The following is a 12,952-nucleotide window of genomic DNA, read 5'->3' on the forward strand; positions in this document are numbered from 1 at the left end:
GGAAATCCTCGCTTGGTGCTCTCTAGATTTCCCGGTAAATCGCATATTACTGGGAAATCTTCGCTTCGTGATCCTTAGATTTCCCAGTAAATTTTATTTTTCATGCTTCATGACGAACTGACATTTGTCCATTCAACCATTTCTTTTGGCAACAATTGTTTCAGCATTAAATCATCGAGGCTTTTAAATTGATATCCTTCTTCACGCAAATCATCAATTAAATAAGCAAGCGCATCGGCATTATCCTGTGAAACAGTATGCATTAATATGATCGCACCAGGATGAATTTGTTGCATCACCTCTTCGTATGCATGTTTCCACCCTTTATCGGTACCTTCATTCCAGTCCACAAATGCGAGTGACCAAAACACATGCGTGTATCCTAATTCCTGTGCCCATTGTAGAGATTCCTCATCAAATTTCCCAGAAGGTGGTCGTATATATTGTACAACAGCTTTATCCGATAAAGCTTCCACCTTTTCCGTTAAAGATTCAACATCATTGACAAACGTTTCCTTTGAAATTGAAGTAAAATCTTTATGACCATTTGAGTGATTGCCAATAATATGCCCCTCATTTACCATTCGCTTTACTAATTGCGGTTGGTCATCTACATAATGACCAGTGAGGAAAAATGTGGCTGGTACTTGTTTCTCTTTTAAAACATCTAATATTTGTTCGGTAAATCCTGCTTCATAACCATTATCAAACGTTAAATAAATATCTTTATCACCAGTTGGATCAACGTAATAGCTGTTGTACTGATCCAATATCTCTTGATAAACACCGATATCAGGTTGTTGATGATTACCCTTTTTGTTGAATCCCCAACCATAACCGTACAATTCGAACGGTTGGATAAGCAGAAAGAAAAGAGCAATACAAAGTATACTTACACGTTTATACATATGGATCACCTACGCAATTTTATCTATAGTTTCATTCTTGCGTGTGATCTTATTCATTGCATTTATAAAAGAACAATGGCAATCCAGCCAAAAATAAACAACGGAATATTATAATGTAAAAAAGTTGGAACACAAGTATCCCAAATATGATGGTGTTTTCCATCGGCATTAAGACCTGATGTTGGACCGAGTGTACTATCAGATGCTGGAGATCCTGCGTCACCTAATGCACCTGCTGTTCCGATTAGCGCAGCAATGGCTAATGATGAAAAACCTGCTTCTACACCAATAGGTACATATATGGCAGCTAATATCGGAATCGTACCGAATGAAGATCCAATCCCAATCGTGATCACTAAGCCTACTAGCAATAATACAAATGCAATGATGGCATGATTGTCACCTAACACATGTGAAGATGATTCAACGAGTGTTGTGACTGCGCCTGTTTCCTTTAATATGTGTCCAAAACCTGAGGCGATTAAAATAACAAATGCGATTGTTCCCATCATCGACACACCTTGTTGTACAAACATGTCTCCATTCTTAAATGGGACGGCAAATAATAGGACCATCAATATGATACCTGTCAATGCTGCAATCACTAAACTATTTGTTAAGAATTGTACAACCAATACACCTGCAATGGCAATAAGTGTAAGCCAATGCTTGTGACCAAACGACATGTCTTGATGATCAACATCAAACTGAATGGATTCATTTAATTGTGTACGTTTTGGCTCTTTCGGTTTCCGATAACTTATAAATACAGCAATGAGTAAACCGAGTATCATACCAAGCCCTGGAATTAACATTGAACCGGCACTTTCATAAACTGTAATGTCTACTCCATTGTTAGCCATTGCTTCTTGAATGGTTTGATGAAATATTAAACCAAATCCTGCGGGAATCATGACATAAGGTGCTTTTAACCCAAATGTCAATGCCGTAGCAACTGCTCGTCGGTCAAGCTTCATTTCATCAAATACTTTTAAAAGAGGTGGTATTAAAATCGGTATAAAAGCAATATGAACAGGAACTGCATTTTGCGATAAGCAAGCAATACCAGCAATCGTAAGCACTAGAACTGTTTTCTTTCCTGTTAGCACTCTGATAAGTGATCGAACGAGCAATGTCGTTATGCCAGTATAACTAATCATTGCAGCAAAAATCCCCAATAATAGATAACTTAAAGCCGTTTCAGCTTGACCACCAACTCCATTTAATAGCGTTTCAAACGTTTCAGAGATGTTCATTCCACTCATTAAACCAGCCACTAAGCTCGCTAAGATCATCGACAAGATGACGTGAACACGAAGTAAACTTAATAAGACCATCACTAAGACGGATATGATAACGACAAATTCCATTTTCTTACCCTCTTCCCTTTATCATTTTCACCCTTACTATCCTAATTGATTCTATGTATCATGTCTAGGTGTGATTTTCATCCTTTTTGTAACCATGATATAATACTCGTTAGTGAGTCACGAGGAAGGGTGAACGAAGAATGAGTTGGGAATGGCAAGATATATGGAACGATTTAAATAACTCTGACTTTTGGACCAATCCACTTACCATATTAATCATTGGCGCTGTCGTAACAATATCCATTGTCTTAATACTACAAAAATTGATTCGAACGTTTTTTAAAAAAACCAGTTTTATTTCCGAAAAAAAAGAACGCACCATCGAATCTATGTTAAATTCGGCTATTCGCTATACAGCGACGATCAGCTATATCATTTTTGTACTCAATACCGTTTTTGATATCGATGTCGGTGGTATTCTTGCTGGTGCTGGGGTACTCGGGATTGTTCTCGGCTTCGGTGCGCAAAGCTTAATTAAAGATCTACTCGCTGGTCTGTTTCTGTTGTATGAAAAGCAATTAGAACAAGGGGATTGGATCAAAATTAATAACACATTTTCTGGTACCGTCGAAGAGATTGGTTTACGTTTTCTTAAAATTAGAGAATGGTCAGGTGTGCTCTTAACGATCAGTAATGGACAAATCAATACGATCGAAAATTATAACATGGAAGAAATGCGCGTATTAGAGCATATTACGACTAGTTTTTATCAAAATCCGAAAGAAGTATTTCAAGTACTAGAGGACATTTGCGAACAATTGAATGATGAATTGTATCCTTATTTAAAAAAAGGCATTTCCGGTGAACCTATTGAACCCTTTATGGTATATGGCATGTCGTCAGTGAATGATCACTATCAAGGCTATCAATATACGATTACCGGACTATGCAACGATGAGGTTTATTTTACCGCAGCCAAAGAAACACGACGTATTATTGCCGAAAACGTCTACGAAAATGGATTGAATATGGCTGAGCAGCATATCGATATCCGCCGAACGAAATCATAACTTTTTTAAAGATGACTGGAAAGTGCCCTAAGCTCGCAAGTCGGATTCCTAGTCATCACCTGAATCCGATTCGTATGTTAGTGTGATATGATTTGCGACAGGAAGCCAGGCACTCACTGATTGTGTTGTTACATCCTTAACGATCAGTTCCTTATTTGCCCCTTTTAATTGAATATATACATCAGCATATGTTGTTTCTCCTGTTTCTTTTTTCGCTGGGACAAAAGCTGTAAGACTGCCTGACTGATTTTCAGACAGTTGGTAGGCGTCACGGATTTGTGTATGTTGTCCAACAACAGCATGAAACGTTAACGGGAGATCTTCTTTCTCTTGCGCTTGTTGCCATATCATTTGTTTGATTTGATCCGCATGGTCGACTTTATCTGCTAATGCACCATAGACATGCTTTTCTTCCTCTTGTTGATATAATATCGATTGAGGCGCATGATCACCCATGTTCGTATGATCTATCTCGTTTACTTTTTGATACTTCCAGTTCCATGATGCTTTCGAGGATTGATAGGATAATGGCCACCTTCCTAAAAAAATTTTCCCTCGATATCCAATCGCAAATGGGGACGGATTGATCGCTGTCTCATTTAATTGTTTTATTAAAAATGGATTATGAATCTCTGTATCAACGTCTGCTAACAAATCACTGACAAATTCATTCGCTTTAATGTCGTCCTGCTTTTCAACATTTACTTGTTTTGTATTTTCATCCTCAATATCAAGTACTTGATAATCATCCTTATTCGCCAGTAACGGGATCGTTAACAACATCGTAAAGATAACCATGGATAAACCAAACTTATTCATAAAAAAACGTCCTTTCGTTTTTGATCTTAGTGTAACGAGAGGACGACATTTTATTCTATATTTCACTTAAATTAATGATTTCTAGCGTTTCCGTAATCTTCACACTATCTTCTATCGAGCGAATCATTGAGCAATTCTTTTTGGCTATTGCCATGCTTTTTTCTAATTTTTCGCGATCTAAATGAGCTCCTTTCACAGAAAAATGAAGGTGAATCGCTTCTATTTTATTTGCTTCGTCTGCATTACGCTCCACATCGGCAGATATCTTTAAATCATCAATGTCAATACGCTTTTTATCGAGAATTTTACGAAAAACCGAGGCGCTACATCCCGCAACAGACGCAACCATTAATTGAAACGGACGAAATCCATAATCTTCGTTTCCTGAAATATCTAATTCATCATATGGGAAGTTGACGCGCATGCCGCCTTCTTTCAAATAAAAATCCATCGATTCCAACCTCCTATTTTTTCTTCAGTCGTTAATCACGAATCATTGTTTTTGCCAAAATCTTTAAATACTGCATATTTCACCATAAAAAAACTGGCAAGAAAGGACAAAAACATGGCAAAGCCTTTCGCAATATTATATCTTATCCAATTTGGAACACCGATATACTCCATCAATGTATTCAAGCCAATAAATACACCATTACTAATTAATAAACTGATGAGTCCTTGAATAATAAAAGCGATACGTTGATACTTACTTCCTTTGGATGTACGTTTGAACGTAACATTCGCATTCCAAAAATAACTGTTAGCTATCGCTAAACAGTAGGATATGGTATTGTAAAGCAATAATAGCTGTCCATCTTCGGTATGAAACAACAATAACAATAAATTTAATGTACCAATATCAACTGCTGCATTTCCGACACCGATTAAACCAAATTGAAAAAATTGAAATGGACCGCTTTTCTTTGTACTTTGTCCCATAATTCCCCTCAATACTTAGTAGAAGTCGTGTCGTTTGTCATCGATTGCTTCAGGCTTCTCTATACCAACAACATCTCTATAATAGTCAAGAATTTGTTCAGACTGGGCATCCCAACTCATGCCTGCAATTTCATTTCTTGCTGTTTTCGAGAGACGTTTGCGCAACGTTTCATTCTCAAATTGCAATACTTTCTCAACAAAATCACCATCTTGTTGAGGATCATACAGTAAACCTGTACGTTGATCATCGATTTGTTCGCATGTAGGACCACTACGAGCAGCAACAATCGGTAGTCCAGAGGCCATTGCTTCTGTTATAACTAGTCCTAAGGTTTCTGTTGTCGAAGGAAAAATAAACACATCACTCGAAGCATAGGCTTGTGCCAATTGCTCACCATGCATAAATCCAGTAAAAACGGTATTTGTACCTTCAAAGTATTTCTCTAATGAACTCCGATGAGGACCATCACCAACAATCGCGAGTACGAATTCATCAGATTTTTCTAGGACGTCACGAATTTTTTCGATTTCCTTTTCCGGAGCAAGTCGCCCTACGAAAAGTAGTAATTTTTTATTCGGTTGCCCATTGGTTAACGTTTCACGCATAGTCGGTTCATGGTTGCTCGGATGAAATAGATCTGTGTCAACACCACGTTTCCAAACATGGACATTTTTAAAGTTTCTTTCATCTAATTCTTTTTTAACGACTTCGGATGTACATAAATTAATTGTAGCTTGATCGTGAATTTTACGAAAATACCACCATAAAAACCCTTTAAACATGGGTAAATTGTAATAATCAGCATATTTAGGCACCTGTGTATGATATGAAGCGAGCAACGGATAGCCTAATTTTTTGCTGTAATGTACACCAGCCACGCCGAGCAATGCTGGATTCACAGCATGTACAACATCAGGGTCAAAATCTTTGATTAACTTTTTTACCTTTCGGCTAGGCAGCGCAAATTTTTTCGATCGATACAATAACAAGTGTCTCGCCGGAATTCCGTCAATTTGTGCTCCTTCAAACTCAGTCACTCCATGATCAGGAGCAATAATACGAACGTCATGACCCGCTCGTAGAAAAAAACGAATACTTGCTTTTAAGCGGGTCACAACACCGTCTGTTGATGGCACAAAGGTTTCCGTAATAATTAAAATTTTCATCGTTGCTTCATCCTTATATCGTACTATTACATTCATTTTTGGCATTTCGTACAATTTTATACGAAATCATCAGCAACTTATTTCCAAGATACTTGTGGCATGACATTTTCTTCAATTACACGATCTTTATGTTTTACGACGGTTTGTAGAATTTCACGAATCACTTCATCATCCAACAAATGTGGCTCTAAGCCCAAGTCTTTTAGCTTGGTATTTTCTGCAGCATAGAAGTGATCTTCAAGCTCAACTCTCGGATTGTCGAGATGTGCAATTTCTGGATTGAATCCTTCTTCTTTTGCGACTTTTTGTACTTTTTCAGCCAATCCTTGGACAGAGAAGTCTTCCGTAAATTGGTTAAATACGCGAAATTCGCCTCGGTCGGCAGGATTTTCTGCTGCAATTTCGATACAACGAACGGTATCTTTGATGCTTAAGAATCCACGCGTTTGACCGCCTTTACCATATACCGTTAAGTCGTGACCGATTGTTGATTGAATGATAAATCGATTCAGTGCTGTTCCAAATACGCCATCATAATCTAGTCGGTTAGCCAGTACTGGATCCATTTTCGTCTCTTCCGTATCTAAACCATAGACGATTCCTTGATTTAAGTCAGTGGCACGAATGCCCCAAATTTTACAAGCAAACATGATATTATGGCTATCATGCACTTTTGACAAGTGATAGAAGGAACCTGGTTGTTTTGGAAATGGTAATACATCTTTACGCCCTTTATGTTCAACTTCTAAATAACCTTCTTCGATTGGGATATTTGGTGTACCATACTCACCCATTGTGCCTAGTTTGACTAAGTGACAATCTGGTACAACTTCTTTGATTCCGTAAATAACGTTTAAGTTTCCGACAACGTTATTTGTTTGTGTATACACAATATGATCTAAATCTATCATTGAATATGGCGCAGAACGTTGCTCGGCAAAATGAACAAATGCATCCGGTTGTTCTAACTTCAACACTTGTTTGACGAAATCATAATGAGTAAGATCGCCTTCATATACGCGGATCTCTTTACCGGTGAGTTCTTTCCATTTTGCTACTCGTTCTTCCAAGTCAGCAATTGGTGTAATTGAATTTGAATGTAGTTCGTTATCGATGTCTCGACGTACCATATTGTCCAAAATCGAAACATCATGGCCTTTGTTTGAAAGGTATAATGCGGTCGGCCAACCACAAAAACCATCTCCACCTGCTACTATAATATTCATTTCTTCCCCTCCAAATTTCATTATCCATTATGTAGGTGAAAAGTAATCATTTTTTACTAATGATATTCTAACACACATTTCATGAAGCGTATCAACTAAATTTATATTTTACACTATATTTATATGTTTTTTAAATAAAAAATAAAAAATTTTACTCTATTTTCACACGATTTTTAAATTGAATGAAAAACGAAGATACGAATGGTTGTATTCTTTTTATTCTGCAAATAAATTTAGCCAAAACACCTATTTGCAGGATAAATGAATATTCGATGCAAACAAATGCTTCCATTTTCTCTGTTTGCCGCATATATTAATTTTCGATGCAAATCGCTACTTCTATTTTGGCTGTTTGACGTAAAACATTTAAAACCATCAATTATAAATTGACTTTCTTTCATCTCATGTTATAATTATAATAATTATTAATTTAAAACTATTATAAATAATGAACATGAGGTGATCTTATGCAATATGATATAAAACTACCAAGGAATGTCCATTCGCAACATCGTTTGAACTCGTTATGGCATATATGTTGGATGCACCGCGAGTTAATCGCCGCTCTTTTTAGTGGCGTACTCATTTTACTCGCATGGTTATTACATGATAATTTGTCCAATCTAGCGTGGCATATCTTCATCCTATCAGCATTTGTGATCGGTGGTTACGCCAAAGCAAAAGAAGGCATTACGGAAACGATTCAAAATCGAACTTTAAATGTCGAGTTATTAATGATTATTGCTGCGATTGGTGCAGCCTCGATTGGTTATTGGACTGAAGGAGCGATTTTAATTTTTATCTTCGCATTATCAGGCGCACTAGAAACGTATACAGAGAACAAAAATGAAAAAGAGATGGAAACATTAATGAATTTACAACCAGAAGAAGCAAGACTTGTAATAAATGAACATCAAGAACGTATGATTTCTGTTTCCAAACTCAAAATCGGTGATCAAATATGGGTGAAAGCAGGAGAACGTATACCGGCTGATGGCAAAATTACGAAAGGCGAAACAACCGTTGACGAAAGTGCTTTAACGGGTGAATCTATACCACTTTCTAAATCGACCAATGAAGAGGTTTATGGTGGTACGATGAATCAAAATAGTAGTATCATGATTGAGATTACGACATTACCTAAAGAGACCATTTTCCAAAAAATTATTCATTTAGTTCAGTCAGCCCAAAACGCTAAATCACCTTCTCAATTGTTTATCGAACGATTCGAAAATACGTATGTCAAAGTCGTTCTTATCACAGTGGCAGTTATGATGATTCTTCCACATTTTCTCTTTGGTTGGACTTGGACCGATACAATTTATCGAGCGATGATTTTACTTGTGGTTGCTTCACCATGCGCCCTTGTGGCTTCAATTATGCCAGCAACATTATCTGCTATATCACGTGGTGCTCGAAATGGTACATTATTTAAAGGTGGTGTCCATGTCGAAAACTTAGCCAATATATCGACCATCGCTTTTGACAAGACAGGCACATTAACAGAAGGTAAGCCTGTTGTTACTGATTTTGTCTTTCGTGAAAACATAGACTTGAATCAAATGATCACAACGATAGCTAGCATTGAGCGAGAGGCGAATCATCCACTTGCACATGCCATACTACAGTGGTGCAAGAGTCATCATATTGAACCAACAGAAGCTATGGATCAAGTCAATCACGTAAACGGAAAAGGTATTGAAGCTTATATTAATGGGAGTCACTGGCGTATCGGTAACGCACAACTAGTTGGAAAAGAATTCGTATCCGCTTTTCACGATGATTATGCTTTCAATACGGATGGAAAAGCAAAAACAACCATTTATATTCAGCGAAACAACGAGATTATGGGTGCCTTACTTTTGCAAGATCGTCTGCGTGATGAATCCATTCAGGCCATTCAAGACTTGCAAAAGCTTGGCATAGAAACTGTGATGCTTACTGGAGATAATCAGTCCACTGCCGAAGCTATTGCACACCAAGCAGGTATTGATCAAGTAAAAGCCAATTGTTTACCTGAAGATAAGGTCGAAGCTCTACGCCAATTTTCCGAACAAAAAGGGAAAGTAGCAATGATTGGTGATGGCATTAATGATGCCCCTGCTCTCGCTACGGCAGATGTAGGAATTGCCATGGGGACTGGAACAGATGTCGCATTAGATACAGCAGATATGATATTAATGAAAAACCGTTTAGCAAAAACCGTTGATGCAATTAAATTATCAAAAAAAATGAATCGAATTGTAAAACAAAACATCGCCTTTTCCATCGGTGTGATTGCTATCTTGATAGCTTCAAACTTTTTACAAGTTATTGATATGCCATTAGGTGTCTTAGGACACGAAGGCAGTACAATTCTTGTGATTCTAAACGGACTCCGCTTGCTAAAAAATTAACATTGATCTCTTGGTGTACGATGACCGGGAAATCTGAAGGTGGTTATGACAGATTTCCCTGTACATGAAATATTACTGGGAAATCCAACGATCAATATGTGCCGATTTCCTGATAAAACGTAAATTACCCGGAAAACGCACCTTTCTCTCCATAAGATTTCCCAGTAAAACACAAATTACAAGGAAAACTGGATCTTTACAACCATGGTTTTCCCGGTAAATGACAGATTACTGGGATTTCGCGCATTTTATCAACAAGATTTCCTTGTCATCGTCTCCTTCCTTATTATGATGTCGCTTTTTCTTTCTTTTCACCAGTTGACTTTTTCTTAGAAGTAGATTTCTTTTGACCAGAAGTGTTTTTCTGACTGGTGGACTTCTTTTTCTTTCCTGACTTCGTTTTATCTAATGATTTTTCTAGTGCTTCCATTAAATCCGTCACGTTATCCTCTTTTTCTGGTTCTTTGGCTGTAGATATTTCGTCGCCTTCTTTTTTCTGTTCAATTAAATCTAATAAAGCGGTGCGATATTCATTTGTGTATTTTTCTGGCTCAAACTCAGTCGTCAACTGATCAATTAACATTTTGGCCGTTTTCAACTCTTTATCCGCAAGTTCTGCTTCTTCGGGCACATTCGGCACTTCTTGAAAGTCGCGGACCTCATCAGGATAATAAATCGTCTCCATGACAATCGTGTTATGATAAATACGAACAACCGCTAAATGTTCTTTTGATCGTATCGTGATTTTCGCAAGTCCAATTTTTCCTGTATCATCTAAAGCTTGTCGCAATAACGCATATGCTTTTCCGCCACCCTCAGCAGGCGATAAATAATAACTTCGATCAAAATAAATCGGATCAATCTCATCTAATTTCACAAAATCAACTATTTCTACGGCTTTATCATCTTTTTCTTCTTTTAATGCTTCGAAATCCTCATCCTCTAAAATCACAAACTTATTTTTCGTATATTCAAATCCTTTTACAATTTCTTCATTGCTCACTTCTTTATCACACACGGGGCAAATTTTCTCATATTTTACAGGGGACTGGCATTCTTTGTGTAAATTGCGTAAACTAATATCTTTATTTTCGGTAGCTGAATGTAATTTTACGGGGATATTTACGAGCCCAAAACTAATCGTTCCTTTCCACATTGTGTGCATGATGAATCACCTCTTTTTCTTTAGGTTTTGTCGTATGACTAATAATCATGCAAATTTGTGTGTAAAATAATACAAAAAGGAGATTCGTTATGCATAAACCAATGCTTCCAACGTTAGTTGATCAAGCACCCGAACAAAAAGATTGGCAATACGAAATCAAGTATGACGGTTTTCGCTGTGGGATTGAATGGAAGAAAAACGACATTCGCCTTTGGAGTAGAAATGGACGTGATCTCTCTTCAACCTTTCCTGAAATCATTAATTGGTGCAACAACTATCAAGATAATGTGAGTCATTCATTACCACTATGGCTTGATGGCGAACTTGTCATTTTACGAACTCCGTATCAAGCCATATTTTCAATGATTCAGCAGAGAGGGCGATTACGGTCACAAACAAAAATTAAGCAAGCCTGCGTGAATCGACCTGCTTCTTTTATTTGCTTCGATTTACTTGAACATCAAGCGATCGACATCAGCAAAAAAACATTCCATCAAAGACGTAAACAGTTAGAGGATTTATTTCAACACGTGGAGGCATCGTCATTTCAACTAGTCGAATCATTCACATCTCTAGCCAACATTCAAAAGATTGTCGACTTACATCAAAGTGAAGGCATTGTTGCTAAGCATACACGTTCAACATATGATCAAGGAAAACGAACGCGCCAGTGGCTAAAAGTGAAGAATTATCGCACGATCCAAGGAGTGATCACAGGATGGAATCAACATAATGATTACATCGATATAAGTGTGAAAGCTAGACAAGAATGGCGTCCAATCGGGAAAGTGAAACATGGATTCACTGATCAAGAAAAACAAACCGTCATTCAATTTATCCAAAAACACGGAACAAAAATCAATCAACATCAATGGAAAGTCCCCAACACGGTTTGTCTTGATATTGATTGTTTAGATGTAAGAAAAGAGGAAATACGAGAAGCTACATTTCGACAATTCCGTTTTGATATTGAACCTGAAGATTGTACGGAACAGAAACTCCAATCCGAACTCATGCAATTTCCGAAAGAGATGGAAGTAACGAAACCGAACAAGCTACTTTTTCCGCATCATACGAAACGCGATTACTTATATTATTTACGAGAAATTGCTCCTTTATTGTTACCTCACCTACAGAATAAACGATTGACGATGATTCGATATCCAGATGGTATTCACGGGCATTCCTTTTACCAAAAACACGTACCTGATTATGCACCACATGATATCGAATCAGTTGCTGGAGAAGACGGGGTACAAGATATCCTTTGCAATGACTTGCGTAGTCTGTTGTGGTTTGGTAATCATGCTGCGTTAGAATTTCACGTACCTTTTCAAACCATTGACGAGAAGTATCCAAATGAAATGGTCTTTGATCTCGATCCACCGTCACGTAATGAATTCCCTTATGCTATTAAGCCGCCCGATTCATTAAAGAGATGGTAACTGATCAAGGATTCGAACCACTTGTCAAAACGTCAGGCAAATCAGGCTTACAAGTTCATATTCCTTTAACGCAATCGATGTCATATGATGATACGCGTACATTCATGCAAGCAGTTGCCAGCGTATTAGTTGATCAATACCCTCGTTTCTTTACGACAGAACGATTAAAGAAAAACCGTGGCAACCGTTTATATATTGATTATGTTCAACATGCTCCTGGAAAAACCATTATCGCTCCATATTCGCCAAGAGGTACGATTGATGCAACGGTTGCCACACCCTTATTTTGGGATGAAGTGCATGAATCACTTGATCCAAGGGCATTTACTATCAACACAGTACCCCAACGTGTGATCGAGAAAGGTTGCCCATTCCATTCTAATGATTCATAGTCAAAAATTTTCGCTGTTTTCTATAAGGTTGTTGCTATTTGACACAAATTACAAAGCATAAACAGCTAATATCATCGCCATCTTTTGAAAATTTTGGCTGTTTTCGTAAACTTTG

At 37.5% G+C, this 12,952-nt stretch carries 12 protein-coding genes; 4 read left to right on the forward strand and 8 right to left on the reverse strand.

Annotated elements, in window-relative coordinates; genetic code table 11:
* Positions 1-107: 107 nt before the first annotated feature.
* Positions 108-908 carry a delta-lactam-biosynthetic de-N-acetylase gene (pdaA, locus tag J416_RS02395; RefSeq protein ID WP_003464009.1) on the reverse strand — a complete coding sequence of 267 codons (801 nt, stop codon included), beginning with the start codon at positions 906-908 and terminating at the stop codon, positions 108-110.
* 62 nt (positions 909-970) lie between these two features.
* Complete coding sequence (locus J416_RS02400; protein WP_003464012.1) at positions 971-2,278, reverse strand: Na+/H+ antiporter family protein; 1,308 nt, start codon at positions 2,276-2,278, stop codon at positions 971-973.
* A gap of 140 nt (positions 2,279-2,418) precedes the next feature.
* Here J416_RS02400 and J416_RS02405 point away from each other — a divergent pair, with 140 nt between their 5' ends.
* Positions 2,419-3,288: a mechanosensitive ion channel family protein gene (locus tag J416_RS02405; RefSeq protein WP_003464015.1), complete on the forward strand. Its 870-nt coding sequence runs from the start codon at positions 2,419-2,421 to the stop codon at positions 3,286-3,288.
* 48 nt (positions 3,289-3,336) lie between these two features.
* Here the strand turns inward: J416_RS02405 and J416_RS02410 are convergent, their stop codons facing one another.
* The 5 genes from J416_RS02410 to J416_RS02430 all read right to left on the reverse strand — a co-directional run bounded on the left by J416_RS02410 (position 3,337) and on the right by J416_RS02430 (position 7,439).
* Positions 3,337-4,107 (reverse strand): YfkD family protein, encoded by a 771-nt coding sequence (locus J416_RS02410; protein WP_003464018.1) that lies wholly within the window; start codon positions 4,105-4,107, stop codon positions 3,337-3,339.
* A gap of 55 nt (positions 4,108-4,162) precedes the next feature.
* Positions 4,163-4,558, reverse strand: coding sequence for an OsmC family protein (locus tag J416_RS02415; RefSeq protein WP_003464020.1), 396 nt, complete (start codon positions 4,556-4,558; stop codon positions 4,163-4,165).
* A 35-nt stretch (positions 4,559-4,593) separates the two neighbouring features.
* On the reverse strand, positions 4,594-5,046 hold the full coding sequence (locus tag J416_RS02420) for a GtrA family protein (protein ID WP_003464022.1): 453 nt from the start codon (positions 5,044-5,046) through the stop codon (positions 4,594-4,596).
* A 15-nt stretch (positions 5,047-5,061) separates the two neighbouring features.
* Positions 5,062-6,213: a glycosyltransferase family 4 protein gene (locus tag J416_RS02425; RefSeq protein WP_003464026.1), complete on the reverse strand. Its 1,152-nt coding sequence runs from the start codon at positions 6,211-6,213 to the stop codon at positions 5,062-5,064.
* Positions 6,214-6,290: 77 nt separating this feature from the next.
* Positions 6,291-7,439 carry an NAD-dependent epimerase/dehydratase family protein gene (locus J416_RS02430; protein ID WP_003464028.1) on the reverse strand — a complete coding sequence of 383 codons (1,149 nt, stop codon included), beginning with the start codon at positions 7,437-7,439 and terminating at the stop codon, positions 6,291-6,293.
* Between the two features lie 467 nt (positions 7,440-7,906).
* On the opposite strand from J416_RS02430, the gene J416_RS02435 reads away from it, so the two are divergent.
* Positions 7,907-9,835, forward strand: a complete 1,929-nt coding sequence (locus J416_RS02435) for a heavy metal translocating P-type ATPase (RefSeq protein ID WP_003464030.1) — start codon at positions 7,907-7,909, stop codon at positions 9,833-9,835.
* A 286-nt stretch (positions 9,836-10,121) separates the two neighbouring features.
* On the opposite strand, the gene ku is transcribed toward J416_RS02435, so the two are convergent.
* Complete coding sequence (ku, locus tag J416_RS02440; protein WP_003464032.1) at positions 10,122-11,000, reverse strand: non-homologous end joining protein Ku; 879 nt, start codon at positions 10,998-11,000, stop codon at positions 10,122-10,124.
* 89 nt (positions 11,001-11,089) lie between these two features.
* On the opposite strand from ku, the gene ligD (J416_RS02445) reads away from it, so the two are divergent.
* Both ligD (J416_RS02445) and ligD (J416_RS14955) read left to right on the forward strand, forming a co-directional pair.
* Positions 11,090-12,445, forward strand: coding sequence for a DNA ligase D (gene ligD / locus J416_RS02445; RefSeq protein ID WP_052000914.1), 1,356 nt, complete (start codon positions 11,090-11,092; stop codon positions 12,443-12,445).
* Complete coding sequence (gene ligD, locus J416_RS14955; protein ID WP_052000915.1) at positions 12,439-12,837, forward strand: non-homologous end-joining DNA ligase LigD; 399 nt, start codon at positions 12,439-12,441, stop codon at positions 12,835-12,837. Before ligD (J416_RS02445) ends, ligD (J416_RS14955) begins: the two co-directional genes overlap by 7 nt.
* The last annotated feature ends 115 nt before the right edge of the window (positions 12,838-12,952 follow it).

Source organism: Gracilibacillus halophilus YIM-C55.5, assembly GCF_000359605.1.
In the GTDB taxonomy this organism is placed as follows: domain Bacteria; phylum Bacillota; class Bacilli; order Bacillales; family Amphibacillaceae; genus Gracilibacillus; species Gracilibacillus halophilus.

Bases quoted from the DNA above. Each gene is read 5' to 3' on its own strand.
- pdaA (WP_003464009.1), bottom strand. From the start codon at position 908: ATGTATAAACGTGTAAGTATACTTTGTATTGCTCTTTTCTTTCTGCTT.
- J416_RS02400 (WP_003464012.1), bottom strand. From the start codon at position 2,278: ATGGAATTTGTCGTTATCATATCCGTCTTAGTGATGGTCTTATTAAGT.
- J416_RS02405 (WP_003464015.1), top strand. From the start codon at position 2,419: ATGAGTTGGGAATGGCAAGATATATGGAACGATTTAAATAACTCTGAC.
- J416_RS02410 (WP_003464018.1), bottom strand. From the start codon at position 4,107: ATGAATAAGTTTGGTTTATCCATGGTTATCTTTACGATGTTGTTAACG.
- J416_RS02415 (WP_003464020.1), bottom strand. From the start codon at position 4,558: ATGGATTTTTATTTGAAAGAAGGCGGCATGCGCGTCAACTTCCCATAT.
- J416_RS02420 (WP_003464022.1), bottom strand. From the start codon at position 5,046: ATGGGACAAAGTACAAAGAAAAGCGGTCCATTTCAATTTTTTCAATTT.
- J416_RS02425 (WP_003464026.1), bottom strand. From the start codon at position 6,213: ATGAAAATTTTAATTATTACGGAAACCTTTGTGCCATCAACAGACGGT.
- J416_RS02430 (WP_003464028.1), bottom strand. From the start codon at position 7,439: ATGAATATTATAGTAGCAGGTGGAGATGGTTTTTGTGGTTGGCCGACC.
- J416_RS02435 (WP_003464030.1), top strand. From the start codon at position 7,907: ATGCAATATGATATAAAACTACCAAGGAATGTCCATTCGCAACATCGT.
- ku (WP_003464032.1), bottom strand. From the start codon at position 11,000: ATGCACACAATGTGGAAAGGAACGATTAGTTTTGGGCTCGTAAATATC.
- ligD (WP_052000914.1), top strand. From the start codon at position 11,090: ATGCATAAACCAATGCTTCCAACGTTAGTTGATCAAGCACCCGAACAA.
- ligD (WP_052000915.1), top strand. From the start codon at position 12,439: ATGGTAACTGATCAAGGATTCGAACCACTTGTCAAAACGTCAGGCAAA.